Annotated in this window: 23 protein-coding genes and 1 pseudogene; 11 read left to right on the top strand and 13 right to left on the bottom strand. The window is 68.2% G+C overall.

From position 1 onward, the window contains the following. Positions 1–272 precede the first annotated feature (272 nt). The 5 genes from DLJ58_RS21030 to DLJ58_RS21010 form a co-directional block, all read right to left on the bottom strand. A complete protein-coding gene (locus tag DLJ58_RS21030) occupies positions 273–824 on the bottom strand; it encodes an aspartyl/asparaginyl beta-hydroxylase domain-containing protein (RefSeq protein ID WP_124858732.1) in 552 nt (183 codons plus the stop codon). Between the two features lie 704 nt (positions 825–1,528). Continuing rightward, complete coding sequence (locus tag DLJ58_RS21025; RefSeq protein WP_124858731.1) at positions 1,529–2,236, bottom strand: SDR family oxidoreductase; 708 nt, start codon at positions 2,234–2,236, stop codon at positions 1,529–1,531. Positions 2,237–2,649: 413 nt separating this feature from the next. Further along, entirely contained in the window at positions 2,650–3,639 is a 990-nt protein-coding gene (locus tag DLJ58_RS21020) for a hypothetical protein (RefSeq protein ID WP_124858730.1), read from the bottom strand. A 211-nt stretch (positions 3,640–3,850) separates the two neighbouring features. Next, positions 3,851–4,939 carry an epoxide hydrolase family protein gene (locus DLJ58_RS21015; RefSeq protein WP_124858729.1) on the bottom strand — a complete coding sequence of 363 codons (1,089 nt, stop codon included), beginning with the start codon at positions 4,937–4,939 and terminating at the stop codon, positions 3,851–3,853. A gap of 151 nt (positions 4,940–5,090) precedes the next feature. Then, complete coding sequence (locus DLJ58_RS21010) at positions 5,091–5,330, bottom strand: hypothetical protein (RefSeq protein WP_124858728.1); 240 nt, start codon at positions 5,328–5,330, stop codon at positions 5,091–5,093. Here DLJ58_RS21010 and DLJ58_RS21005 point away from each other — a divergent pair. Beyond that, positions 5,329–5,607: a hypothetical protein gene (locus tag DLJ58_RS21005; protein WP_124858727.1), complete on the top strand. Its 279-nt coding sequence runs from the start codon at positions 5,329–5,331 to the stop codon at positions 5,605–5,607. The two genes, DLJ58_RS21010 and DLJ58_RS21005, sit on opposite strands and share 2 nt — an antisense overlap. Before the next feature lie 16 nt (positions 5,608–5,623). After that, on the top strand, positions 5,624–6,133 hold the full coding sequence (locus tag DLJ58_RS21000; protein ID WP_124858726.1) for a hypothetical protein: 510 nt from the start codon (positions 5,624–5,626) through the stop codon (positions 6,131–6,133). A gap of 256 nt (positions 6,134–6,389) precedes the next feature. Here the strand turns inward: DLJ58_RS21000 and DLJ58_RS20995 are convergent, their stop codons facing one another. Both DLJ58_RS20995 and DLJ58_RS20990 read right to left on the bottom strand, forming a co-directional pair. Next, complete coding sequence (locus DLJ58_RS20995; RefSeq protein ID WP_244219061.1) at positions 6,390–7,541, bottom strand: glycoside hydrolase domain-containing protein; 1,152 nt, start codon at positions 7,539–7,541, stop codon at positions 6,390–6,392. 424 nt (positions 7,542–7,965) lie between these two features. Beyond that, positions 7,966–8,511, bottom strand: a complete 546-nt coding sequence (locus DLJ58_RS20990; RefSeq protein WP_124858724.1) for a TetR/AcrR family transcriptional regulator — start codon at positions 8,509–8,511, stop codon at positions 7,966–7,968. 535 nt (positions 8,512–9,046) lie between these two features. On the opposite strand from DLJ58_RS20990, the gene DLJ58_RS20985 reads away from it, so the two are divergent. The 4 genes from DLJ58_RS20985 to DLJ58_RS20970 all read left to right on the top strand — a co-directional run bounded on the left by DLJ58_RS20985 (position 9,047) and on the right by DLJ58_RS20970 (position 14,078). Next, complete coding sequence (locus DLJ58_RS20985; protein ID WP_124858723.1) at positions 9,047–10,369, top strand: lipase family protein; 1,323 nt, start codon at positions 9,047–9,049, stop codon at positions 10,367–10,369. 1,122 nt (positions 10,370–11,491) lie between these two features. Continuing rightward, the gene (locus DLJ58_RS20980) at positions 11,492–11,974 is read left to right on the top strand and encodes a hypothetical protein (protein ID WP_124858722.1); all 483 of its coding nucleotides are present in this window, start codon (positions 11,492–11,494) and stop codon (positions 11,972–11,974) included. Positions 11,975–12,363: 389 nt separating this feature from the next. Then, positions 12,364–12,936 (top strand): RNA polymerase sigma factor, encoded by a 573-nt coding sequence (locus DLJ58_RS20975; RefSeq protein WP_124858721.1) that lies wholly within the window; start codon positions 12,364–12,366, stop codon positions 12,934–12,936. Positions 12,937–13,046: 110 nt separating this feature from the next. Further along, entirely contained in the window at positions 13,047–14,078 is a 1,032-nt protein-coding gene (locus DLJ58_RS20970; protein WP_124858720.1) for a hypothetical protein, read from the top strand. A 136-nt stretch (positions 14,079–14,214) separates the two neighbouring features. On the opposite strand, the gene DLJ58_RS20965 is transcribed toward DLJ58_RS20970, so the two are convergent. Next, the gene (locus tag DLJ58_RS20965) at positions 14,215–14,958 is read right to left on the bottom strand and encodes an alpha/beta fold hydrolase (protein ID WP_124858719.1); all 744 of its coding nucleotides are present in this window, start codon (positions 14,956–14,958) and stop codon (positions 14,215–14,217) included. Between the two features lie 381 nt (positions 14,959–15,339). Next, the gene (locus tag DLJ58_RS20960) at positions 15,340–15,780 is read right to left on the bottom strand and encodes a hypothetical protein (protein ID WP_124858718.1); all 441 of its coding nucleotides are present in this window, start codon (positions 15,778–15,780) and stop codon (positions 15,340–15,342) included. A gap of 322 nt (positions 15,781–16,102) precedes the next feature. Between DLJ58_RS20960 and DLJ58_RS20955 the strand changes: the two genes are divergently transcribed. Together DLJ58_RS20955 and DLJ58_RS20950 are read left to right on the top strand one after the other, a co-directional pair. Beyond that, a complete protein-coding gene (locus tag DLJ58_RS20955; RefSeq protein ID WP_208741244.1) occupies positions 16,103–16,786 on the top strand; it encodes a response regulator transcription factor in 684 nt (227 codons plus the stop codon). Then, the gene (locus DLJ58_RS20950) at positions 16,783–18,219 is read left to right on the top strand and encodes a HAMP domain-containing sensor histidine kinase (RefSeq protein WP_124858716.1); all 1,437 of its coding nucleotides are present in this window, start codon (positions 16,783–16,785) and stop codon (positions 18,217–18,219) included. Before DLJ58_RS20955 ends, DLJ58_RS20950 begins: the two co-directional genes overlap by 4 nt. 56 nt (positions 18,220–18,275) lie before the next feature. On the opposite strand, the gene DLJ58_RS20945 is transcribed toward DLJ58_RS20950, so the two are convergent. The 3 genes from DLJ58_RS20945 to DLJ58_RS20940 form a co-directional block, all read right to left on the bottom strand. Then, positions 18,276–20,423 carry an MMPL family transporter gene (locus tag DLJ58_RS20945; RefSeq protein ID WP_124858715.1) on the bottom strand — a complete coding sequence of 716 codons (2,148 nt, stop codon included), beginning with the start codon at positions 20,421–20,423 and terminating at the stop codon, positions 18,276–18,278. 270 nt (positions 20,424–20,693) lie between these two features. Beyond that, entirely contained in the window at positions 20,694–20,825 is a 132-nt protein-coding gene (locus DLJ58_RS34925; protein WP_279635898.1) for a hypothetical protein, read from the bottom strand. 84 nt (positions 20,826–20,909) lie between these two features. Further along, positions 20,910–21,425: an Lrp/AsnC family transcriptional regulator gene (locus DLJ58_RS20940; protein ID WP_244219060.1), complete on the bottom strand. Its 516-nt coding sequence runs from the start codon at positions 21,423–21,425 to the stop codon at positions 20,910–20,912. 51 nt (positions 21,426–21,476) lie between these two features. Between DLJ58_RS20940 and DLJ58_RS20935 the strand changes: the two genes are divergently transcribed. The 3 genes from DLJ58_RS20935 to DLJ58_RS20920 all read left to right on the top strand — a co-directional run bounded on the left by DLJ58_RS20935 (position 21,477) and on the right by DLJ58_RS20920 (position 25,823). Next, on the top strand, positions 21,477–22,535 hold the full coding sequence (locus tag DLJ58_RS20935; RefSeq protein WP_124858714.1) for a Glu/Leu/Phe/Val dehydrogenase dimerization domain-containing protein: 1,059 nt from the start codon (positions 21,477–21,479) through the stop codon (positions 22,533–22,535). 592 nt (positions 22,536–23,127) lie between these two features. Then, positions 23,128–24,639 (top strand): PIN-like domain-containing protein, encoded by a 1,512-nt coding sequence (locus tag DLJ58_RS20925; protein WP_124858712.1) that lies wholly within the window; start codon positions 23,128–23,130, stop codon positions 24,637–24,639. A 302-nt stretch (positions 24,640–24,941) separates the two neighbouring features. After that, entirely contained in the window at positions 24,942–25,823 is an 882-nt protein-coding gene (locus tag DLJ58_RS20920; protein ID WP_124858711.1) for an SDR family oxidoreductase, read from the top strand. Here DLJ58_RS20920 and DLJ58_RS34645 read toward each other — a convergent pair. Further along, positions 25,807–25,911 (bottom strand): annotated as a pseudogene (locus DLJ58_RS34645) (IS5 family transposase); the annotation flags it as partial. The gene DLJ58_RS20920 and the pseudogene DLJ58_RS34645 sit on opposite strands and share 17 nt — an antisense overlap.

Below are 25,911 nucleotides of genomic sequence, written 5' to 3'. Positions count from 1 at the left end.
CCAGCGGAATAGGGTGACCGTGTTCCATGGGCTCAGCCGTGAGCTGGTGACCTTTTCGGCGAACCCGAAGATGTCAGCCATGGTGCTTCCGGTTATCACTCGGGTGACGTCCGCTCATGCCAAGATCGCTGCGTTCGTGAGGTCAGCCGGTCTGCCGAAGACGTCTCCGCGCCCCAAGTGATCACCGATGCCCGGACGGAGGCGATGGGCTTTGACCTGCGGTGATGGAGATTGAGCGGTGCGGTGTGGCCTTCCAGCGGATGCCGAAGTAGTCAGGGCTCGCCGCGCCGCACGAAGCCGGCCACCGAGGCTGGCAGTTCATCCTGCGGCCTGTCCTCGCAGCCGGGGCGGACGAAGTCGAACAGGAGCACAACACGGTCACTGCTGCCGTAGTTCCACGCCTCATGCGTGACGGTGTCGTCGAAGACGACGGTTTCACCCTCGCGCCACTGTCGAGTCTCGTCGCCCACTCGCAGCGCGCAGTCCTGGGGCACGACGAGTCCGAGATGCGCGCGGTAAACGGTGGTAACCCATCCTTGATGTGGCTTGATGTGGGTGCCAGGAGCCATCCGAGAGAACCCAGCGGTCGTCAGGTGAGGGATCTTCGTCAACGCGGAGGCAGTGTTCGGGCATGCCTCGAGCGCCTCCTCGATCCGCTCCCCGAAGGCGACAAGTCCATAGACACTCCAGCCCTGGCCGTACATCTCGCGCTGGACCCACGGCTGGTAGGTCTCACGCGGCAGAGCAAGGCATTCATCTCGAATGGCATCCCACCGTGCCCGAAGGTCGGCCAGGAAGGGGAACTGCCGCTGGTCCATGAACATGGGAAACCATGATGCACCAACGTCGTCTGTTGTGGGCTACGACGCCGTTCCGTGGAGCAAGATCAGGTGGGTCCTTGTTCGTACCTCCACCTGCAGGCGCACGCTCATGCCGGACAGGTCGTCGCAGTGCCGAGACCGAGCGCGCGGGAGTTGTTGACCACCAGACGTCGGTCGGTCACCATACTGCTCATACCCCATCAGTCAGCTGAGCCGATCAGCTGCTCAGTCGTCGCGGTTCTGCCAGCGGAAGCGGGCTAGCTGCCGACGTCGAGGGCTTCAACTGGCGAGGATTTATCAACGAGCGCCGCGGCGTGAAGTCCATTCCGTGGATCAATGGCTTGCGGTGCTCGGCGACCTTCTCGTGATTCCGCGTCGACTCTGCTGATCCCGGGCACGGCCGACATTCGGCACCTAGACCGCGAGCGCGATCACCCTGGACCGGCGAGACCATGGCCGCGCGCTCGACGTGATCCCGACGCCCGGAAACACCGCACGGGACCGGTGACCTCCCGGAGCCCTCGGTCGCACCTTGGAGCCGCCAGCTTCAAGACCACGAAGTCGATCACGATCTTCAGGGCTTCGCTCGCCGTCCGCACCCCTGCGGCGGTCAGGCGGAGGCCCGGCTTCATGAGAATCCGGGCCGCCCGCCGGCCGTACGCCCGTTGACCAAGCCGCTTACTCCGGCAGGCGGATTACCGGTGAAGTCAGGCGAAGAGCTTGCCGGAGATGTCGGCGTAGAAGTCGGCGGGATCGCGGGAGAGGGAGGCCTTGACGTTGGCGGTGGGCTTGTCGGCGATGACTTCGATCTTGCCTGCTTCCAGTCCGTCGAGGGCCTGGGCGACCACCTCGTGGGGCGCGAGCTTGGGGATGTCGACGCCAGCCATCATGTCCGTGTCGGCGATCGCCAGCGCCAGGGCGGTGACCAGAGTCTTCTGGTCGGCCAACTCGAGTCGGATGCCGTTCGTCAGGGACCACTCCGCGGCCTTCGAGGCGGCGTAGCCGTTGCTGCCGGGGCTGAAGGTGTACCAGCTCAGCGCCGAGATGACATTGAGGATGGCGCCACCGGCCAGCCTGGGCGCGAAGGCACGGGTGACGTTGAGAGTGCCCCAGAAGTTGGTGTCGAGGTCGCGGCGGATGTTTTCCGTGGAGGGGCCGAGCAGCGGGGCTTCAGTGGAGGTGCCGGCGTTGTTGATGAGGATGTCGAGCTCGCCCACCTTGCCTGCGGCGGCCTCGATGGACGCGGGATCCGTGATGTCCAGCTGGAGCGCGATGGCGCCGGGGATGTCGATGCTTTCCAGGCGACGGGCGGTCGCATAGACGGTGGCGCCCCGGGCGAGGAGGGCCTCGGCGAAGGCCTTGCCGAGGCCGCGGTTAGCTCCGGTCACGAGAGCTGTCGAGCCGTTGATTTGCATATCGCCACGCTAAAACCTCACGTTGACGTCAAGGGCAAACGTGTGCGAGGTGAATCACGCTCGCCCGTGTCGGCAGCGCTCGGCTCAGGGCGACCCGGGTGCGGCCGGTACGCCCAGTCGGGCGGATCGGGCGTCACCAACCGCGCGAACTGATCAAGAGCTGATGATTAAGATCCTCGACCGGACGGCGTACAGCGGGGAGGCGCGACCCAGCCGAGCGCCCGAGGCACGAAGGGATCGCGCTGCCGGTGAGCGAGCCGTTCGACCGGTGGCCCGACGGTGACGGCACTCGAACGGTGCCCCGGTCTAGGGCATGTGTTGAAGTCCGTCACAGCCATTCGTCGATGGCGGCGAGTTGGATGGGGCTTCGTAGCGGACGACCAGGTTGTCGGCACGCATGGAGGGATGCCGCGTCACTGCTTAGCGGTGGCCGGGGGATGATCGATTGATTCGGGGCAGCAGAAGGTGTACAGCGAGTAGCCGCGCCCGATCTGCACTCCGACGGTGTCTGGGGACGCGGTCGGATTTTCCTCCGACGGGCGCCAGCTGCAACGCATGCCGTTCCAGTCGCTGGAGCCGACCGTGAGAATCAAGGTCATCGTGGTGCCGCAGGCAGCACAGTCCATCGGGTACGGATCGGTCAGTGACCAGTTCGCGTACCCGCCGACCTTCCATCCCGGCGCCAGCGACAAGTCGCTCTGATAGTGGGGACGGCTCTCGTCTTCGTCGTCATCCCACTCGTCGAGCCGCTCGCGTAGGTCATCGGGGAGCAGGTCGGCGTATTGGTACTCGCGGACCTGCTCCGGGTGCACCACGCACGGAAGCGGCAGGTACATGTCACTGATCACCGGCGGCACGGGAGGCGCTTCGAGCAGCGGGCCGACGGCGGAACTGTCGCGCCAGTAGAGAAATACGCGAGGGCTGTAGTGCCGGTCCGAGTGGTCCACAGGGCACCACAGCATCTGGAGCAAGTCGGTGCCGTCCGGACCGACGTAGTCCGGGATATCGCGTCGGTACAGCTGCGCGACTGGAACCAACGGGATGGAATCCTCGATCAGGTCGTCCAGGTCCAATGCGTCGGCCGCATCGAGCTCGGCCCGCTCCTCCGCATTCAAGAAGTCTCCACCCGGCAGCGGCTCCCGAGCTTCTGCGGTCGCGAGGATATTCCGCCTGCGGTGCAGGGCGGCCGGGGTCGTCAGGTTCCATGGCTCGTGCGCCCCGGCGTCGTCGCAGACCGGCCATACCTCGTCGGCCGGCCATAGCAGCGGTCCGCCGACCGAACTGTCCGTGATGGTCGGAGCGCCCGGTCGGGGATGCAGGCGGGTAGCGGTGATGGAATGTTCCCGCAGTTCAGGGAAGAGTGCCGCGATGTCCAGAGGACGCGGAGGTGTGGCGCGGACCATAGACGTGGATCTTATGGCCCACGTACAGGTCCTGAGCTCCGGGATGGTCGTCCACCCCGGACAGACGAGTGCGGGTCTGTGGATGACCCACGTGACCAACGTGCTGCCAAGACCGGCCGTCGCGACCGGTACGAGCCGCCATCCTGGCGATCCAGGCCGGCCTTGCACACTGACCAGGACCAGCAGCGGTGCCGCCGGTTGAGCTCCTGGATTAGCGTAGCGCGCTGAAGAAGGCGCGCAGGTCGGCAGCGAGCAGGTCGGGCTCTTCCTGGGCGAAGAAGTGGCCGCCGACCCCGGGTTCGTGCCAGTGGGTGAGGTTGGCGTAGGTGCGTTCGGCGAACGATCGGGGCAGGCCGGCGTCCTCCACGCTGACCGTGATACCGGCGGGCACGGCGACCATTGGCAGATGTGGGGCCAGGCGGTCGTCACGGTAGGGCCGGAAGGACGTGCCGATGCAGTTGGTGACCCAGTACAGCATCACGGTGGTCAGCAGCTCGTCGAAGCCGAACCGGCGGGAGATGTCGCCGCCACAGTCGCTCCAGCGCTGGTACTTCTCGATGATCCATGCGGCCAGTCCGGACGGCGAGTCGCTCAGCGCGGCCGCAAGGGTGTCGGGCCGTGTTTCCTGGAGGATTCCGTAGCCCCAGTCATCTTGGGCCTTCGCGTCGAGCATGGCGATGAACGCCTCCTCGGCTGGGCTGAGGTCGCCCCTGCGGTCCGCTGGCGGGAACTTGATGTGCTGCGAGAAGACCCCGATGACCCGATCTGCGTGGCGGGCGCCGAGCCACGTCGACACGCCGGACCCGATATCGCCACCGTAGGCGCCGAAGCGGTCGTAGCCCAAACGGGTCATCAGCTCAGCCCACACGTCCGCGACAGCCGCCTCGGTCGTCGGGCCCTCGGCGAGTGGACCGGAGAAGGCGAAGCCGGGCAGGCTCGGTATGACGAGGTCGAAGTCTGCGAGCCGGGACACCAGGGGCAGCATCTCCGTGTACGTGCTGGGCCAGCCATGGGTCAGGATCAGCGCCGTGGCGTCGGGCGCCGCCGAGCGAACATGAACGAAGTGGACTGGCGTGCCTCGGACCGTGGCGACGAACTGAGGGTACCGATTGAGGGCACGCTCGACCGCACGCCAGTCGAATCCATCGAGCCAGTACCGCACCAGACCTGCCAGGTACCCAGGGTCGGTCCCGGCGGCCCACGGCTCTCCCGGGGCGGCTGGCGCGAGCCTTGTCCGCGACAGCCGAGCCCGCAGGTCGTCCAGGACGGCTTCGGGCACATCGATGTGGAAGGGCGTCATCCGATCATGATTCCATCGCAAGGAGTCGCTCGGCAGCCGCCCGAATGGGCAGGCGGGTGGCCTTTCTGATTGTGTACAGCAACGGGGTCAGTGACCGAGTGAATCGCCGAGGCGTGCGGACACTCGGGGGACCGTCCACGGCTGGAGTGGGTCAGCCTTCCGGGTGCCCGTCGTAGACGCGGATCTTGTAGTCGGTGCTGTCGACCCGGTCGGTGAGTAGCTCCAGCTCTCGGCGTAGGACGAGCGCACCGAACCCGAGCAGCACGAGCCAGACCGCGGTGACGGCCAGCAGCGTCACCTCACCGATCGGCCGCTCGGCTTCCGTCGAGGGTGGTGCTCGCAAATGCCGCAGCGGGTCCAACACATCCGGTTCGTGAGACGCTGACCGCATGCCGTCCGCCGCCGTGATCGACCTGGACGCCACCGCCGACCCTGCCCCGCCCGGGACGAGGCGCTGGCTCCCGGCCCTGGTGGCCGTCGGCGTGCTGGCGTTCGCGGGCGGGGCCGAAGCTGCGCCACCGTTGAAGCCTTCGCTGGTCCTGCCGCCCGACGGTACCGCGGTGCACGTGCTGGGCCGGGCCGCCTCCCCGCCGACGAAATGCATCACGACCGCGACGCTCATGGCCTGTTGGAGCGGCCGGGTCTCGATCTGGAACCCGGCCGCCTGAGGAGAGAGGCAACGCTGTGCGAGCAATCCCGCTGTTCGTCGTGGCACTGGTGCTCTGCGGGTGTACTGCACCAGCCCCGCCCGCCGCCGGCCCGGCCTCGCCGGCCGGGTCGGCGGCGGTGCCGTCGTCGCCGGCCGCGTCGCCGCCGGTGCCGGCCTTCCAGCAGAGCCTGCCCGGCAGCGCCCGGCGCGAGTGCGTCGTGGTGCCCGGCGACGCCACGCTGGTGCGCTCGGGCGACTTCATCGCCGGGGACTTCGTCGAGTACCGCAGGCAATGGCATCCTGACCTCGGCCCCGACCTGGGCAAGCTGTTCTGGCTGCCGGCCAGCCCCCAGCTCAACGCCGCGCTCACCGTGACCGCGACCTCCGGCGGCCGCACCGAGACCTACAGCGCCGGCTCTCTGGCGACCAACGACGCCGGGCAGGCGATGTACCCCAGCGGCATCCCGTTGCCGGCCGCCGGAACGTGGAAGCTCGTCGCGCAGGCCGGCGACGGGTGGGGGTGCTTCGAGCTGACACTGCTCTGACCGGCGTTCGGCGCGCGACCGGGCCCATCTCAGCGGACCAACACCACGCCAGTCAGCTCCGATCCCAAATCGCGGACTACCCCTACGACGAGTACCACCGCCGGTTTGGCCGCGATGGCGCCTTGGTCGAGGTCACCGTTCTGGGCGCGGTCCCTGACATCCTCGACTTGACCGACAAGATTGAAGGCGCCATCAACTGGGCCTTCACCCTTCGCGGCCAGGCCACCGGATAGGGGTGCACTCGGCAGTTGCGAGATCAGACCCGGGTGATCCGCACCGCGTCGGCGACCACGAGTCCGGTGCCGCTGGTCCAGCGACTCACGCCGACCTTGTTGCCCGTGCCCGCAGCCAGGGTGAAGACGCCGATCGAGACCCACCTACCGCCGTTGACCCGCTGATTGACGGAGACGGACCTGCTGCCTGTGGTGGTCTCCACAAGGTATGGCGTCTGGTTGTTGTAGCCCGGGTCGGCCGGGTACCAAACTGAGATCTCATAGCTTCCGGTCGCCGGGATGGTCGACCGGAACCAGGCGACGTCGCTGGACGACACCGGACTGGTAAACCGGTAGTCGGTGCCGAACCGTTGGCCGGAGTAGGCCGACGTGCCCCATGCAGTGCTCGCGGTGAACCCGCCCGAGGCGCTGTTGTCGATGGTCGTGGTCCACTGCTGCGGCGGGGTTTGCGTGACCCTCACGTCGAGGTAGTTGCGGTCGATCTTCATCGTGACGCCACCCCACGTCTCGGTGACCTCCCCGGCGTACTGGTGCACGCGCTGCTGGTCCGCGTAGTAGGCATCGGCGCAGTAACTTCCGGCGTCCGTGTCAGCCACTCCGTTCCACCAGGCGATCCAGATCTGGTCGAGTCGCGCGTAGCTCGGGTTGTCGTATGCCTCGCAGACGTCCTTGATGCCGGACGAACCGCTGGAGTACATGCCGGCGAGGTAGCCCCGTACGTGCAACTGCTCGGTCCAACCGGACAGGAACGACAGCACGGCGGCGCGGCACGACGCGTTCGACGGGTACTGCTCGATGTCGTTGTAGATGGTGCTCGCAGTGCCGATGCCCAGTGCCTGGGCGGCATTCGCGGCGCTGTTGGCCGCGGAGACGCCTTGCGACCGGGCGGTGGTGGGATCGGCGGACATCTTCGGCGTGCGGGTGCCGCACGGTGCCTGGTAACCCAGTTCGATGGGGATCAGCCGCCATCCGTTGCTGGTCTGGTTGGCCACCCAGCTTGCGGTGAGGTTCGGCTGGGAACAGGAGCGGCTCGCCCCGCTGATGTAGATGCCGACCGCGCCGTAGGGCGAACTGGTCCGCCACGCGTTCATCGTGGTCTGTGACGGAGCGGCGCAGGTATCGAATCCCCGGCCGGTGAAGGTGCCGGGTTGCGGGCCGGTGGCCAGCGGCACCACTGCAGTCGATGCTTGTGTGGGTGTCGCGGCCACAGCAATCGACTCGGCGGGCGCCACGATTACTGCGGCAACGGTGAGACTCGCCAGCCACCCAGCAGTGACTCTCACATTGCCTCCGTCTGAAGAAATTATTGCCTGGGAACGGGCAGTGCGAAAGATTTCTACCACGAATCGATGAGTAGCAATAGAGGGCCGCCGCCGACCCGGCGCCGAGGTCAGCTGAGGGGCGGGCCCACGTAGTTCTCGGCCAGACTGGTGGCGTACGCGCGGGAGCTGGCATGCTGCGCGAACGTGGCGACGACGACTTCTGACGCCCCGATACCGACTTGCGGGCGTTGCCCGACGAGACGGCTCTACGCCGATCGTTTGAGCCGGGACGTCCATCCCCTCGACCTCAGCCGCAGCCGGTCCGAGCGCCCGACCTTCACGCCGGACTGCAGAACACGCCGTCCAGCAGCAGGTCCACCGAACGTTCGGCTGCAACGCCGGCCTCGGTCGCGCCGTGCACCATCGCGAACAACAACGCCAGGTCGGCCGGTGTGAGGTCGGCGCGTACATGCCCGCAGGCCTGCGCGCGGCGCAGCGGCCCGGTGAGCGCGGCGATGACTCGGTGCTGGAGGCGGTTACGGCTGCCCTGCTCAAGCTTGAGGGCGAGCGGCACGAGCGAACGCATCGCAACTTGCCTGCGCAGCACCTCCAGCAGCAGCGCGCGGAACGCCGCCGGATGATCGACGGTCGCTGCGACGATCTCGAGCCGGTCGACCTGGTAGGTGACCACCGCCTCGGCGAGGGCGCGCCGGTCAGGGAAGTGTCGGTAAATGGTGGCCTGTCCCACGCCCGCCCGGCGGGCGATCTCGGGCATCGGCGGTCCCGAACGGACGCCGGTCATCAGGTCGCTCGCGGCCTGGACGATGGCGGCACGGTTACGCAGGGCGTCTCGGCGACGTGACGGCGGCGATCCGTACAGCACCAACATGCTCCTCGAAGCGGCTCATGTTACCGATCGGTAATGATGATGTCACACGATTTGGCTTGTCGGTACCAGTTTCTGCGCTGCTGGTTGCGCCCGCGCCTGCCGGACAACCCCACGCGCCCGGGGCGCCGAGGTGCCCGCAGTCGGCTGGCTGTGATGTTGGTGCCGCTCAACCCGACCGCCTCGAGGCGGTGGACGCCGACTGGGTGTCCGCACTCGACGCCGCGTTCGATGACGGCCGCCTGGCACGAGGCGCCGCGACGGTGACCACCATCCTGCGCACTGCCCACGACGCCGACGGGTTGCAGCCGCTCCGGGCAGAGCCGGCGGCTGCGTCGTCCAGTCACACCGGAGCACACACTGCTCCGGGTTGCATGCCCACGTAAGTGAGCCCTCCGGAACATGGCTCGAATCGTGGACGCCGTAGTGATAAGCCGCCCCTCTGGAGGTTCTCGGTTCTCCCGCCTACCGTCCGGTAACCGCCGCTCGCATCGATGCAGCCAAGTCCGCGGTGACACGAGAAAGGGCGCACATGTCGTTACGCACCCGCGTTTCCGCCACGCTGCTCGCCGGAACCCTCGCCAGCGTCGGCCTCGGGGCGATCCCCGCTCAGGCCGATACCTCGCGCGGCATCACCATCCCCGCCTTCTACACGCCGCCGGCCAACCTACCGGCAGCCAACGGAGGACTGATCCGCACCGAACCGCTCGCACTGGCCCTGAACCTGCCGGGTATCAACTCCAGCATGCCGGGCAGCGCCATCCGGATCATGTACAAGTCCACCGACTCCACCGGCAGCCCCGTCGCCGTCACTGGCGCCTACCTCGAACCCGCCGCACCCTGGCTGGGGGTGGGACCGAGACCGCTGGTGGTCCTCGCGCCGGGCACGATGGGCCAGGGCGACCAGTGCTCCACATCACTGGCCCTGCAGCGGGGTCTCGTCCTGGGGATCGGCAAGGAACAGAGCACCGTCTCGGTCGGCTACGAGATCCTCGCCATGTACCGGCTCCTCGCCAAGGGCATCGCGGTCGTGCAGACCGACTACGTCGGACTCGGCACGACCGACCGACTGCATACCTACGTCAACCGGATCGACAGCGGCCACGCCGTACTCGACGCCGCGCGGGCGGCCAAGGCGCTCCCGAACACCAAAATCACCGCACAGGCGCCCGTAGGCCTCTACGGCTACAGCCAGGGCGGCGGTGCAGTCGCCTCAGCAGCCGAACTCCAGGCGACCTACGCGCCCGACGTCGCACTCAAGGCCACCTACGCGGGTGCCCCGCCGGCCAACCTGGCCGACGTGACCGCCGCAATCGACGGCAGTGAACTACTGGGTGCGCTCGGTTGGTCGGTGAACGGCTTCCTGCAGGCGAAGCCGGAAATTCGCCCAGTGATCGACCGGTACTTCAGCGACAACGGCCGCGCCGCGCTCCACGACATGTCAACCATGTGCGTCGGCGACGCGATCATCACGTACGCCGGAACACGCTCCTCGACCTGGACCACCAACGGCGAGTCCCTGGCCGAGATCATCGGAGCCGAACCCGTCCTGCGTGCGTTCATCAACGACCAACTCATCGGCACGCGTAAGCCCACCGGCATCGTGCGCGTCGCCACCGGTGTCAACGACAACCTCGTGCCGCACGCACAGGCACGCACGATGGCCGTCGACTGGTGCGGCCTCGGCGGCAAGGTCGTCTATGACCCGATCAACCTGCCCAAGGGCAGCAGCGCGCTGCTCAACCACTTCGGGCCTTTGCTCACCGACCAGTCCACGGCCGTGGACTGGCTTACCCACCGCCTGGCCGGCTGGCCGGCTGTCTCCAACTGCTCCATCCTGCCCCTGCTGCCGTAGCGGGGCGATCGACGCCCCAGCGCCGGAAATCCGACGCGGGGGTGCTCGACGGCCACGAACGCGAGCAGGACCATAGTCGCGGTTCTGCTCGCGTTCCGTACCGCGAGATCGTGACCGACCGAACCACGGCGGCCGGCCTGCGGAGGTGCCCGGCTGGGAGCGTGACCTGCTGCTGACGCCGCCGCGCACCAGCGCGGATGGATGGTGGTCCTGCCGACGGTGTAGGCCCACGGCGAAGAGGGACAGCGAGCCGACTGGCCAGGCCACGATGACCGCGTCCTCAGGCGAACTCGCGCGCGTGGATTCCAGCTTCTCGCGGTAGGTGGCCAACGCCGGTGTGCTGTCAGCTGTTGGTTCGTGCTCCCTTGAAAAAAGAAGTGCGGCGGGTTCGAAGCCGAACCGGCCGAACCCGCCGCTCGACGGGTGGAGGCGTCGAGAGCAGCTGGCGACCTGCGCTGCCCGCATGTGGGGGACGGCGATGCCCTGTCTGGACCGCACCGGTCGCCCGTCCACTACGGCTGGGCTCGTACAAGCCCACCTGGGTGCGCCAAGTCAATCCGGCCACCGTCGTTCCTCTCACCTCGTCCTTCCGACAACGAGCACATCGCGTAGGGGGTGTGCGCCACAAGGATCTTCACACCGCTGATACGGAGGCCGGCCGGAAATTGACGCCGCCGATACGCCAGCTTGCCGTCAGAAACCGCAAGTCCCGCAACGAATCGTGCTTGCGGAGGCTCGTGTCTGCCGATACGCGCATCCTGGCGCCGGCGCCGACCGGCTCGTATGACTGCGTAGGCCGCACCCGTAGCGTCGCAACACCGCCAGCGAGGCGAGCACGTAGGGATGCCATGTGTCCGAGCGGTGAGGATCGCCGCCGCCCGGTTCTCGTCAGTCAAGACCGATGCCGAACAGGCTTTCCCGGCGCTTAGGACCAACCGCGCCTGCGAGGTGTGCCTACCTCGGAGAAGCCGCGTGGCCGAGTGGCTGCCGTTATGGCCGTGTCAAGAATCGGCGGGTAGTCGTAACGGGTGCGTAAAAGCCGTCGACGGTGGCCGGCCAGCGGAATGAGATGGCGGAAAGTGGACCCGATGCGCGGGTCCGCACGGTCGCCGGAGGACTGCCATGGCGGTGGATCGCAGTCTGTGGGAAGCACGGGGCGCGCAGCAGACGCCGACGGGCGTCAGCGTTGCGATCGGCTGGACGGCGATGATGGCCGCGTGCCTTGCGGCGGCGGCGATGTTCTCGCGGTCGGAGATGCCAGGGCGGGTACTCGTTGTCGCTGTGGCAGCTGGTGCCTTTGCGGCGGTGGTCCCCGACCTGCGCGCCGTGGCCGCGGTTACCGGTTTGGCCATGGCCACGTTCGTCGGATTCCTGGCGAACCAATTCGGCGAGCTGACCGGGGGCGACGGTGCCTGGTCGTACGCGGTGGTGATCGGCTTCGGTGGGGTTCTCGGGATCGGCTACCGGTTCATGCGGCAGGTCCGGCAGGTGCGACGCGAGCATTCAGTACCGCTGCAGGTAGTGGCGGAATGCCCCTTGCCTGGTGGACGTGATGTGACGGTCGTACCACCGGACAACGCCTTCGACGGCCGCCGTGCGGCTTGAGGCGTTCGTCGTACCGCAGCGCCTGGCGGTTCGACGGCGCGGATCTCCTCGCCGTCCATGCAACCCGAAGCGACGGCCTCGCCGTTTCTGGCCCGACCCACCGCGCCCGCAGCCCCGTCGAGAACCAGATCCAGCCCTGAGACGGCCGGGAGACTGCCGATGTGGGCTGGCAGCCTCGCTGCCGGGACGCTGCCTCTACCTCTCGACTTCGACCCCCGCCCCTGGCCTGGGCGCCACACTTGGGCCCAACGCTGACCGCGCCGCAGCCGCTCATGACGCGACGAGAGGTCGCTCTTGGGCGACCGCTTGCCGTCGGACCTCGGCGCCTGAACACTTTCCCGCCTGATCGGCAATGTCAGGGTGAAGCGCGGACTTTGCCGAGGAGGGCCATGGCTTCGGATGCGGATTTGATTGGCCGGTCGCTGGATGGCGATGTCGACGCCTTCGTGGAGGTGGTCGAGCGTCATGAGGCCGCCGTCGGTTCGTACCTCGTTCGCCGGGCTGGACGGGATGCGGCTGAGGACCTCCTGGGCGAGGTTTGGGTTGCGGCGTTCGAGTCGCGGCGATCGTACGACCGGTCGTACAGCGATGCGCGGCCGTGGCTGTACGGGGTGGCATTGAATCGTCTGCGGCGCTACTGGCGGTCCCGGCCGGCCGAGGACCTGGTCGCGGACGTGCCGGACGTGGCTACTGGATGGGATCCGTGGTCGGCGGTGGACCTCGGCGTGGACGCCCGGGCGGTGCTCCGGTCGGCCCTGACGCGGCTCAAACCCGAAGAGCGGGAGGTCCTGAGGCTCGTCGCCTGGGAGGACCTGACCGCGGCCGACGCCGCGCGGGCACTCGGCATACCGGCCGGCACCGCGCGGCGGCTGCTGAGCCAGGCCAGGGCGGCATTGCGCGACGCCCCGGGGGTGTCCGCGCTTCTGAAGGACCGCAACAGCGCGAAGGAGAGACACCGATGACCGACGAGCTCGATCTGGTCGGTGCGTTGGGCAGCGCAGAACCACTGCGCCCGGAGGCGTATCAGCGGGCGCGGGCGGTGCTGCGGGCGGCTATGGCCGACCCCGGAACCGTGCGGCTGCTGGGCGCGATATCACCGGAGGAAACGACTATGGAGGCGACTTCAACCATGGAAACGACAACAACCACGCGGGACCACGAATCCAGCCCGGCGCTTCAGCGCCGCCGCCGGATCGGTATCGCGGGCCGATTGGGCATCGGCGCCGGGGTGGGGGTTGCCGCCGCGGCGGCAGTCGTCGCTGTGGTGCTCAACTCACCGGCGACCGGGGGCATCGAGGCCAGCAAGGATTCGTCAGCCGCCACCTCGGGCTCGACCGCCGTCGACGGCTCCGCCGAGCGCGCACCGCTGATGACCCTGGCCGGGTCCATCAAGACGGTCACCCCGGCGGCGGGCGACGCGTGGCTGGTGAAGGCGACGCAGGTCAACGGCACCAAGACCATGCAGGTCGTCTACACGCTGTACACCGACGGTCACGCGATCTATACGGGCAACAGCGTGAAGGACATCAAGCGTGCGATCGCCCGTCACCAGGACCAGATGACCGACGGCGGCTACGCTCCGCTCCTCAAGGCAGCCGTCGCCGCGGCGGACAGCAGCCCGGCCGACGGCCGGACTCAGATGCTCAAGGCAGCCAAGGATCCGCTGGTGGGCCTCGACCCCGCGGCGCAGAAGGCGGTGTGGGACAAGCAGCAGGCGGACGCCCAGGTGATCATCAAGCAGAAGGGCGGCAACGCCGAGCCGAAGCCGTACAGCCCCCAGGCCGTTCAGCGACACTTCGACAACGCCCTGTGGACGTACAGCACCCAAGCGCTGTCCGCTGGCGACGGCAACACGCAGGTCCGGTCCGGTGTGCTGCGTCTGCTGTCCACCATCTCCGCGGTCAGCGTCAAGAACTCGACCACCCACGGCAAGGCCACCCTGACGATCACCGCCGGCCCCGAGGTGTTCGGCGGCGTCAGCAGCGAGGTGCTGACCATCGACGCCACGACCGGCATGCTGGTCAAGGACGTCTCCACCGTGCCGGGCCTCCCCACGGCCTCCACGACGTACGAATCCTCCCGCGTGACGAAGGCCGACCTGTAGGCCGGGAACTCCCACCCACCAGCATTGCGGCAGACGGGCGTAACGCGCCCGGCGTTCGATAACGGTGCGGGCCGCCCAGAGGCGGCCCGCACCGTCGTCTTGTGTTCGCGCGGCCCGCGGCTGGTAGCCGGTCCGGTCAGCGCGGCAGCGAGCGCAGCGCCTCCACCACGGCGTCGGGTGCCCGCAGCGGCACGAAGTGGTCGGCGCCGGGTATTCGCACAAGGCGGCAGCCGGGAATGCGCCGCGCGGCCTCGACGCAGGTCGGGACGAACGACCGGCGTTCGAGATCGCCGAGCAGCAGCACGCAGGGAGTAGCAACGTCCTCCAGTCGGGACCACGCGTCGCCGTCATCGACGAAGGTATCGCCCCAGTTGAGCCAGAACCGGACCGCCGAACGCAGCAGATCGACGACGAGCGGGTCGCGGCCGGCCCGGGCCCACCGGGCGACACCCTGCTCGACGAAGGTCTCTGGGTCGACGCTGTCCGGCTCGTCGTCGGGATCGTGCGAGGGCGGGGCGCCGGAGATGCCGGGGCATGCCAGCACCATCCCGCGAACCCGATCCGGCTCGGCGAGGGCGAGGTCGAGCGCGGTACCGCCGCCCATGCTGCAACCGACGAACAATGCCGGCCCGACGCCGAGCAGGTCAAGAACCCGACGCAGGTCGTCCACCCGGGAGAATTGCCCGGCCGGCGGCGCGGAGCGGCCGAAGCCCCGCGTGTCGTACCGGATCAGCCGGTGTTGCCCGGCGAGTCGCTCCCAGACGGGGTTCCAGATGCGAGAGTCGCCCACGCCTGGGTGCAGTAGCACGACCGGCGGCAGGCCGCCCCCGGTGTCCTCGGCCCAGACGGAGCCGTCCCTCACATTGATCAACTGCCCCATGGCGACGAGCCTCCCACACGGGGCGGCGCCCAGGCGTGGGGATATCGACTCGAGAGTCACACGCCCAGTGATCGATAACAGAAAGATGCCTCCGGTGTTTGGTGCTGCGACCAAGCAAGCCACGCCGTGACCTCGACGCTGCCGGCCTGACTCAAGAAACACGCCTTAGGCGGACCCGACGGCGTCAGCGCTGGCGCTCCCGCGGGTGGTCGTGGCTCGTGGCTGTTCGCCGGATCGCCGTGACCACGGTCGCCCGGGCCCGCAGCCGGTGGGTGCCTGCCCGCTCTGAGTGCTGAGTAGCGCCGAGAGTCAGCGTCCCCGTGGGTGTTGCCGCACTCACGGGAACAGACACGCCCGACCGCGAAGTGTCGGCCCGGCGGCTCAGGCCGGGCTGAACTGGATGAGGACCGATGCGGTCGGCAGCTCGTCCGGAGCGGGTGGCGCCTCGGTGCGCCAGGCCAGCCGTACGCTCCATCGGCGGCCCGGCGGAAGGCGGTACGCGTCGGTGATGCCGCCGGCCGTGCCGCTGGAGAACCCGAGGATGCCCGACTCGAAGACCACCTCGAGGACGTCGCTGCGGTCCCAGCCGGCCGGATCGAAGTCGGCCGGCCCGTCCCAGGTCTCCAGCCGGGTGTCGCTACCCAGCACCACGGCGTCGTCGATGTTCTCGACCACCACGTAGCCCGGCGTCGAGCTGACCCATTGATCGAGTTCGTGCGGCGGGGGCGGCACGTTGCGCCGGTCGTTGCTGTCGTCGATCATCGCGAACAGTCGATAGTCAACATCGACGTACAGCTCGGTGCGCTCGACCAGCGCCGCCATGCTGACCCCTTCCCCGCTCGGTCGACTACGAGAGTAGCGATCTCCCGCCGACCGTGAATGCCTGCTTACTTACTCACCCTTGCATCGGCAGGTGTCGTTGGCTGAACTACTCCTGCCACCAGCTGTCCAACGGGGGAGTTGCGCTGATGCGACGATGTTCCTGCCTGTCACAATCCTGATGTCGATGCTCGTGGGCCTGATCAAGGCGATGGGATGCTGCGGTCCACCGTGCGTCCCGACCTTTTAATCCTGGCCTCAGGTTGATCGGGGACCATGAGCGGCAAAAGCATCGACTGGAAGGGGGCGCGTCGGCGTGCGGATCATGATCGCGGATGATGACGCGGCCATCCGTGAGTCGCTGGAGCGGGTTCTCCAGGTCGAGGGTTACGACACCAGCACCGTCGCCAACGGTCTCGCCGTGCTCGACGGGGTCGGTGGGGCCGGCGGTGACACGCTGGATCTGCTGATCCTCGACGTGATGATGCCCCGCCTCGGCGGGTTGGAGACCTGCCGGCGGTTGCGGGCGGCGGGTCGGGATCTGCCGGTGCTGATGCTGACCGCTCGTGACCAGGTCTCGGACCGGGTCGCAGGGCTGGACGCGGGCGCCGACGACTACCTGCCCAAGCCGTTCGCCACCGAGGAGTTGCTGGCCCGGGTGCGGGCCTTGCTGCGCCGGCGCACGCCGGGCGACGGGGAGTCGCAGGTCCTTTCGTTCGCCGACGTCCGGCTCGATCCCGACAGGTTCGAGGCGTGGCGGGGCGGGCGGCCGCTGCGCCTGACCCGGACCGAGTTCTCCCTCCTGGAGGTCCTCGTGCGTAACGCGACCCGGGTGTTGACCCGCGACGCGCTGTTCGAGGCGATCTGGGGCTTCGACATGAGCGCCACCGCCAACAACCTCCAGGTGTATGTGAGCTACCTGCGCCGCAAGATGGAGGCCGAGGGTGAGCCGCGATTGATCTACACGCTGCGCGGCCTGGGATACACGTTGCGGGAGAATCCTCCGTGAGCAGGCCCACCGGCCGGGAACCGCGCCGGCTGACCCGATGGTGGCGCCGGCGCTCGCTGCGGACCAGGCTGACGGTGATCGCGGCGACGGCCATCGCGGTCAGCGTGTTCATGGCCTTCCAGGTGGCCAGCGAGCTGCTGGACTGGGAGCTGCGGGACACCGCCGAGGATCAGCTGCGCGCCGACTCCCGCGTCCTGGCGACGGACGCGACGCGCGCCGGTCTGGCCCAGGTCCAGCTACCGCCATATCCCGGATCCGGTCGACTGGTGCGGGTCATCCTGCCCGACGGTTCGACCCGGACGCCGGCCGGCCAACCCGCGCTGCCCCCGGTCAGCGAGCACGCCGGGCGCGTGGCACAGGGCGCGTCGGCCGACCTGATGGAGTCGAACGACATCGACGAGGACGGCTACCTCATCTACACGCTGCGGGCGGGGGACGGCGCGGTCCAGGTGGCCCGCGTCGCCAACGACAGCCCGATCAACCGGTTCGGGTTCGGCATGCTGCTGATCGGGCTGCTCTGCGTGGTCGGCGGCGCCCTTGTCGGACGGACCGTGGCGCGGGCCGGGCTGGCACCGATCGACCGGCTGACCGCCGCCGCGGTACGCGTCGCGCACACTCAGGACCTCGACGCCCACATCCCGGATGAAGGCGGCGGGGAGATCCGGCGGCTGATCCAGTCGATCAACGACATGCTCGCCGCGCTCCGGGACTCCCGGCGGGCCCAGAAGCTGCTCGCCGAAGACGCCGCCCACGAGCTCAAAACCCCGCTCACCAGCCTGCGCCTCAACGTCGAACTGCTGATCCGGCTCGATCGGCGCGGCACCCTGGACAGCGCGCTGCCGGCGGAGAGCCGGACCCGGCTGCTCAACGACCTCGGTGCCCAGGTAGCCGAGTTGAGCACCCTCGCCGCCGAACTGACCGACCTGGCGCGCGGTGCCGTCACCGACGAGAGCACCGACCTCCTCGACCTCGCCGACGTGGTGGTGGCCGCCGCGACCCGGGCGCGTTCCCGCGTGCCCGACATCGAGGTCGCGCTCGACGTCACCTCTGTGTGGGTGAGCGGGCGTCCCGCTGCGCTCCAACGGGCGGTGCTCAACCTCATCGACAACGCCGGCAAGTGGTCCCCTGCGGACCAGCCGGTCCAGGTCCGGCTCCGTGCCGAGGGCGCGACGGCGGTGCTCGAGGTCGACGACGCCGGGCCGGGCATCGACGCCGCCGACGTACCGCGGGTGTTCGACCGGTTCTACCGTGCCGACAGCGCCCGGGCGCTGCCAGGATCCGGTCTGGGGCTGTCGATCGTGCAGCGGGTCGCCGACGCCCACGGCGGCCGGGCCACCGTCGCCCGCTCCGCACGCGGTGGCGCGCTGCTTCGGTTCGACCTTCCGGCCGCGGCCCCGCCCGGTCGAATCACGCGGCCCACAGCCGGGTCATGAAAAAGATCCGGGACGGGCCTGAGGCTCCGTCCCGGATCTCGCCCGTGCCGCCGCGCTCACCGTTGCAGCGCGGGGTCCTCGTCGTCGGCGAGCGACCGTCGCCCGTCCGGCGGCTCCACCGGTCGGGACAGCCGGCTCGGCCACCACATCCGCCGGCCGATCAGCAGGGTGAGGGCGGGCACCAGGATCGATCGCACCAGCAGGGCGTCGAGCAGCACGCCGAAGGCGACCAGGAACCCAACCTCGATCAGCATCACCAGCGGAAGTGAGACGAGGACCGCGAACGTGGCCGCCAGGACCAGGCCTGCCGAGGTGATGACGCCACCGGTGGCGGAGAGGGCTTTGAGCATGCCCTCTCTGGTGCCGAGACGCACGGCCTCCTCCCGGGCACGGCTGGCCAGGAAGATGTTGTAGTCGACGCCGAGCGCCACCAGGAACAGGAATGCCAGCAGCGGCACCGAATAGTCGATGCCCTTGAACCCGAGGATCGTGTCGAAGACGAACACGCTGCCGCCGAAGGCTGCGGCGAATGAGACGACCACGGTGGCCATCAGGATCAACGGGGCCACGACCGCGCGCAGCAGCAGCCCGAGCACGATCAGGACGACGGCGAGCACCAGCGGGATCACCAGCTTCTCGTCGCGGCTGGTGGTCACCTCGGTGTCGAGGTTCTCCGCACTCGGCCCGCCGACGATCGCCTCCGCCCCGCTCACCGCGTGCACGGCGGTGCGTACCCGCTTGATCGTGTCGTACTCTGCGACGGTGTCCGGCGCGTCCGTCGGGAACACGGAGATGTCGGCCCAGCCACCCTTGGTCTGACCCGGGATGGCCATGGCCACACCGCGGGTGCCCTTGACGATGTCGAGCACCCCCTCCTGGTACGCCGGCCGCGTGAAGATCGTCATCGGCTGGCCGCCGAGCTCCGGGAAGTGCTGGCGGAGAACGGTGAAGCCGGTGACCGACTCCGGCGCGGACAGGAACTGGTCCTGCTCCCGCAGGGCGCCGGTGTTGCCCGCCAGCCCGACGGCGAGCACGCCGAGGACTCCAAGCGAGCCGAGCGTCGCCACCCACCGGCGGCGGCTGATGGCGGTGCCAAGCCGTCCCCACAGCCCCGGCTTCTGCTCCACGGTCGTGCTGAACCGCGGGATGGCCGGCCAGAAAATCCGCCTGCCAAGCGCCACGAGCACCGCCGGGAACAGCGTCAACATGGCCACCAGCGCGCACAGAATGCCGGCCGCACCGATCGGGCCCAACCCGCTGGTGCTGTTCAGGTCCGCGACGAGCAGGCAGAGCAGGCCGGCGACCACGGTGGCCGCGGACGCGACGATCGCCGGCGCCGCGCCGCGCAACGCGTGGACCATCGCAACCCGGACGTTCTCGTGGTGGTGCAGTGCCTCCCGATATCGAGCGATGAGCAACAGCGCGTAGTCCGTGCCAACGCCGAATACCAGGATCGTCAGCAGCGCCGAGTTCTGGTCGTTGACCACGATGCCGAAGCCTTTGACGAGCAGGTAGACGGTCGCCATCGCGGTCAGTGCGGCCGCGCTCACGACCACCAGCGGGATCAACCACAACACCGGGCTGCGGTAGGTGAGGATGAGTAGGAGCGTTACGACGACGACGGTGGTGAGGAAGACCTGCAGGTCGATGCCGTCGAAGACGGCGTCCATGTCGCCGTCGACCGCGGCCGGGCCGGTCACGTCGAGTTCCAGGCCGGCGGGGCGGTCCTTCGCGGCGTCACGCAACGGCCCGACGATGGCCTCCGGTGCGCCGTAGGTCGTGCTCACATCGAGGGTGAACATCATCGCCTTGCCGTTGGTGGAGAGTCTCGTCGGTGGGCCCTCGTCGTCCTCGCCGGCCGGGGCCGCCACCTTCGGCGGGTACCGCTTGGCAAGGGTGTTGTAGTGGCGCTCGACCGTCGCGCGGTCGGCGGCGGTCATGCCGCCGACGCGGTGGTACACGAATACGAACGTGTTGTCCTCACCGCCCGGGAGACTGTCCTCCAGCACCGCCACCTTGGTGGACTCGGCACCGGTCGGCAGGGTGTCCACGGCTCTGTCGGTAGTGACCGAGCTCAGCTTTCCGCTCAACGGCACCATGACCGCCGCCAGCGCCACCCACAGGCCAATCACCAACCACGGCACCCACCGGCCGGCCAACCGACCGGCCGGCGCTTCCCCGGACGGCGCTGCGTTGACTGCCATCACTAGCCTCCTACAGACGGGTCACATCGCTTATCTGATGGCGACTTCGTACCGAGCGAATCTGAGACGACTGTTAAAACGGTGCTCAGGCCGGTTGGCGAACCAGGTGCCCAGCGCCCGTCACCGTGGTGGCGTCGAGGTCCTGCCCTGTGTAGGCAAGGCCCCAGGCGACAGCCGTCGGGCCGGATGAGCCACGCGTCGACGTCCACCCGGTCCGTGCGGGTAGCGAGTGTTGACCCGTCCGATCCCCGCGGCCGCGGCGGTGTCGATTCAGCGGGTCCGGGACGACATGGTGGTGATCGTGACGTCGGTGCCGCTCACCCGCCGGAGGCTGTCCTGCAGTCCCTCGACGGTGAGCGGCTCCACCTGCCGCGACGGGCTGATCGACTCCACTGCGGACACATGACTCACCCCGAGCCGTGCACGTACAGGTCTCTTTTGGTGGGTTGTCGACGTCGGGGTGGGGTGCGGCGCACAGAACGAGCGTTACGGGTCAAGCGGTTCGATGACCTGCTTTCGGGCGTGTTGATAGATGACGGAGCTGCGGAACCCGACGATCTCGCGGCGTCCGCTGAACTTGTCCATGAGGAAGGAGTGCAGGCCGTCGACGCTGGGTACGGCGACGTGGACGAGGAAGTCGTCGCCGCCGGCCACGACGTACACCGACAGCACCTCGGGCAACTCCATCGCATACTTCTTGAAGCCGTCGATGACGGTGCGGCTCAGCGGCCGGACCTGCACGTGCAGCAACGCTTGGACGCCGCGGTTGAGGGAGGCCAGGCTGATCTCGGCGTGATAGCCGGTGATGACGCCGCGTTCCCGCAGTGCGCGCACGCGTTCCAAGCAGGTGGACGGCGCGATGCCGACTGCCCGGGCCAGTTCCCGGTTGGTCTGCCGCGCATGTGTCTGCAGGTGCTGGATGATCGCCGTATCAAGTTCGTCCACGACCGGAATCTTGCCATCTTCTCCGAACGTCGTTCGCTTTGAGCCGGTCAGTGCCACGCACCTGCCTACTGTCGATCTCGTTCCGGCGAGTACACGACAGGAGCCACCATGGTCGCGACCCACCTCGACACCGAGTCCATCCACGAACACGTCATCCTCAGGCGGGGCGTACGGTCGGGCCTGCCGATCGTCGTCGCGGTGCACTCCACCGCGCTCGGTCAGGCCATCGGCGGCTGCCGGCTCGCGCACTACCCGCACTGGCGCGACGGGCTCACCGACGCGCTGCGGCTGTCGGCCGCGATGTCGGACAAGTGCGCGCTGGCTGGGCTGCCCAACGGCGGCGGCAAGACCGTCATCGCCCTGCCCCCGGGCAGGACACTTGACGCGGCCACACGTCGGGCGGTGCTGCACGACGCGGGCGACGTCATCGCCGGCCTCGACGGTACCTATGCCACCGGCCCGGACGTGGGAACCGGACCGGACGACATGGTCACGATCGCCGAGCGGACCCCGCATGCGTTCTGTCGACCGGTGCAGGCCGGTGGCAGCGGTGACTCCTCCGAACACACCGCCGTCGGCGTCCTCGCCGCGCTCCATGCCCTGTGCGCCGAGCGATTCGGGTCAGCCGACCTGTCCACGCGCAGCTTCGCCGTGCTCGGCCTCGGCCGCGTCGGCGGCCACGTACTGCGCATACTCGCCGACGCCGGCGCGACCTTGGTGGCCGCCGACACCGACGAGAGCAGGCGCACGCTCGCCGACACAGCGGGTGCCGCCTGGGCCAGCCCGCAGGACTGCCTGACCGCCGACGTGGATGTGCTCGTCCCCGCCGCTCTCGGCGGTCTGCTCACCTCGCACACAGTGCCGACACTGCGCTGCGCCGCGATCGCCGGACCGGCCAACAACCAACTCGACACTCCGGCCACCGCCGACCTGCTGCACCAGCACGGCATCCTCTGGGCACCGGACATCATCGTCAGCGCCGGCGGCATCATCCACGCCACCGCCGTCGAGCTACACCGGGAAACGTTCGCCCAGGCCACCGCCCGGGTCCACGGCATCGCCGACACCCTCACCGACATCTTGCGCACCGCCCGCGCCGCCGGCTCGACTCCGGCCGCCGCCGCCCACTCCCGCGCCCGACACCAGATTGAGCACGGCCGCCCCTGACCCTGCCGCCGGCCGACCGCGAGACAACGGTCAACCGCCGCCGTTCGACGCAGCCGGACCACCGGTATCCGACCGGGCCTGGAGTACAGCCAAATGCCCCTGCCCACCGACTCGTGATCGTCATCCGTGCCGACCTACCGCCGAGTGGGCGATCAACGCCGTAGCCGTACTCGCGTTGAGTCTGGGCGGGCGACTGCCCCAAGCGGCGGCGGACGCCGGAGACGCCGGAGACGCCGGAGACGCCGGAGACGCCGGAGACGCCGGAGACGAGTTTCGCCGGGTTGCACTGGAAATTCATGCCGCTTTCGTCATCGGCGTCGTAGGAGCCGTCAAACACAGTGTCGTTCCGCGGTTCTGCCGATGAGAGTTCGGCCATCAAGCTGGCGCGTATTCGCCCAGGCATCAAGATTCGGGCTCGCGCCCCGGCGACGGCGCACAACGATTGGGCTGGGGGCGAGCAGAGTCAGCATTCGGTGCCGCAGGAGGGTCAGTTGCTGCGAACGGCCCATTTCTCCAATGAGCCACTCGCCGTAGTCTTACGGACAGTATTGGTCGTGTGGTCTCGTAGGTGTGCCAGGGGTGGAGGATGTCTGTGGCGGGGTTGTTCGACGGCTTCGAGGGCTACCGCGTGGTGGCCGATGCCGAGCGGCGTTCGGCGCTGACCTCCGCCTTGGTCGCGGTCGACGCGAATGTGTTGCTTAATCTCTATCGGTACAACGCGCGGACCACGAACGACCTGCTTGCGATCTTCGAAAGGCTGGGGGATCGACTCGTCGTTCCCCACCAGGCGGTTCGGGAGTTCCACCGCAATCGCCTCAGTGCCATCGGTAACCCGGAGCAAGCCACGACCGAGGCGCGCAACGGGCTGGACAAGAGTAGACACGGTGCGGCGCGAGCGCTGGATGTCTGGTCCAAAAAGGTGGCGTTGGACGAGTCGGAGCTCCGGCAACTTCATTCGGAAATTGAGCAGGTCTTTCGCCGCCTCCAGGACGTCGTCGACCGTGCCGCCCCGGATCGAGTGCACCCTACAACCCCGACGGAAGACGATCCCGTGCTGCGCCGGCTGACCGAATTGCTCGACGGGAAGGTGTTGGCCCGGCCAGACGATGAGCGCTGGAACGAACTCATCACACAGGGCAACAAACGGGTCGAGGACGAGGTTCCGCCCGGCTACCTCGATGTCGAGAAAGGTGAGCAGTTCCCGGAGGGTGCCAGCGGCGACTTCCTGGTCTACATCCAGGCGTGTGTGGAGGCCAAGGCCCGTGACCTGGACCTTCTCATCGTCACCAACGATGAGAAGGAGGACTGGTGGTGGCGTCGAGGGGCTGAGCTCATCGGCCCTCGACGGGAAATGACGGAGGAGTTCTTCGCGCTCGCGAGCCGTCGCCTCTATCTGATGCGTCCGAGTGACCTTCTGGTGCTCTCGGACGCGCTCGACCTCACCGTTGATCCCGAGTCCGCGAAGGACGCGGATACCAGCCGTGCCGACATCGAGGATCTCGGCAAATGGACGGTTGAGGCGGTCGACACCTTGCTGGAGAGGCTGCGCGGAGAAGGGCGCCGCGGCCTCGCCGATGTGATTGTCGAAGCGGCGCGCCAGGGAGGAACCCTCGGTCGCGATGCCGTCTACGCCCTGTGCGGATATGACGAAGACCGTCTGCTGGTTGGCTTCACCCGTCCGACGGCCAGGATCGCAGGCGATCTTCAGGCCGAGGAACTCCTTCCCGCAACTGTGCGTCCGATGCTCACGCCGCTGTACCGAGGCCCTGGCCGTCTCTATGCGTTGCGCGTTCCTCCAGAGGTCGTCGCGATGTTCGGCTCAGACGAGACGACCGTCGATGACGCGATCGAGCCCGACGGGGCCGGGAAGTACGCACCGCTGACGGACTACCTGCAGGAACTCGCGGACGACTCCGCGACGATGACCTTTGCCGAGCTGGAGGGCCTTCTCGCCGCGCCTCTGGCACCCTCAGCTCGGAAGTATCCCCAGTACTGGTACTCGCCGGCCAATTCCCTCGGCAAGGCAGTCGACGCAGCGGGATTCAAGGCACGCCTGGTGCGCCTCAAAGCAGAAACCGTCGAGTTCGCGCGCAGGACCACATGATTCCTGGCCAGGGGTGCGGCCCCCGCATCGTCGCAGGTCGGAGCGGCGAGCGCGAACTCTCATGCCGAGTTCAGTGCGCCGCACTCAGCGGTCCTGACTCCTTTGACGGGCGATTTGATGGAGCGTCCGTTCCCGCCGGTCCTCGGGTGGTGCCCATCGATCAGAGGTGGCATCCGGTGACCAGTGCCAGTAAGGTCGGCTGAGTTGGGTCCGCAACGTTGATCGTGGAGCACAGGGACATTCGCCCGCTCCAGCCCACCGATCACGCGCAAGATCCCCGCCGACACTTGGAGGGTCTTGCAATGGGTGTATCTCGCTCGCCTCAGAGCCTGCCGATCCCCGAGGGCGTCAAGCTACTCACCGTCGTTGCACCCAGCAAGGATGAGGGCAACAGTCCCACCGGCCTCGTTGGGCGACACCTGGCCCAGCAGTTGCTCGCGGCCGGTGACCCGGTGCGGGTACTTGCCGAGCCGGCCGAGTGCAGCGGCTGGCCGAACGATGTCCACCTGGTGACAGGCTCCATTAGGCAACCGTTGGCCTTCGGCGGGATCTTCGCTGGTGTAGACGCGATGTTCCTAGCCGGTGCGCATCCTGCGACCGTCGAACCGACGCTCGCGCTCGCTCGTGACGCCGGTGTTCGGCGGATCGTGCTGCTGTCCTCCCACGGACCGGAGTACGAGCAGTGGAACCCGCCGGAGACGTGGTACTGGTTGGCCATCGAACGCGCTGTGGAACGTTGCGGCATCGCGTGGACGCACATCCGACCATCAGCCGTAATGGGTTCGGTCATCAGCGGTACATATCCCGCCACCGGTTCCGACTGGCCCGACTCGATCCGCGCCGAGGGCACCGTCCGGGAAGCCTTTTGGAACAACGGGCACTACCCGTTCATCCACGAGGACGACCTGGCCGCCGTCGCGGCGGCGGCAATGCGCACTGACCGCTACACCGGCTCCATCCTCGAGGCTGTGGGCCTGCCGCTGTCAACCCGGTCACGAGTACGCAGCATCGCTGACGCCATCGGCCGCGACATCCGCGGTATCGACATGACGGCCGCCGAAAGTCGCGCAGTCTGGCAACGCAACGGTTGGCCCGAGGGTGCCATCGATGTAACGCTGTACGCCCTACAGGAGTACGGTGCGCGCCTAGGGCCTGTGTCGAAGTCGGTCACAGCCACTCGTTGATGGCGGCGAGGTGGATGGTGGCCTCGTAGCGGACGGCCAGCTTGTCGAAACGGGTGGCCACGGCTCGGTTGCGCTTGAGGCGGTTGAT

This window comes from Micromonospora arida (genome assembly GCF_003857035.1).
GTDB lineage: Bacteria > Actinomycetota > Actinomycetes > Mycobacteriales > Micromonosporaceae > Micromonospora > Micromonospora arida.
This window is presented reverse-complemented; position numbering and strand designations above follow the sequence as displayed.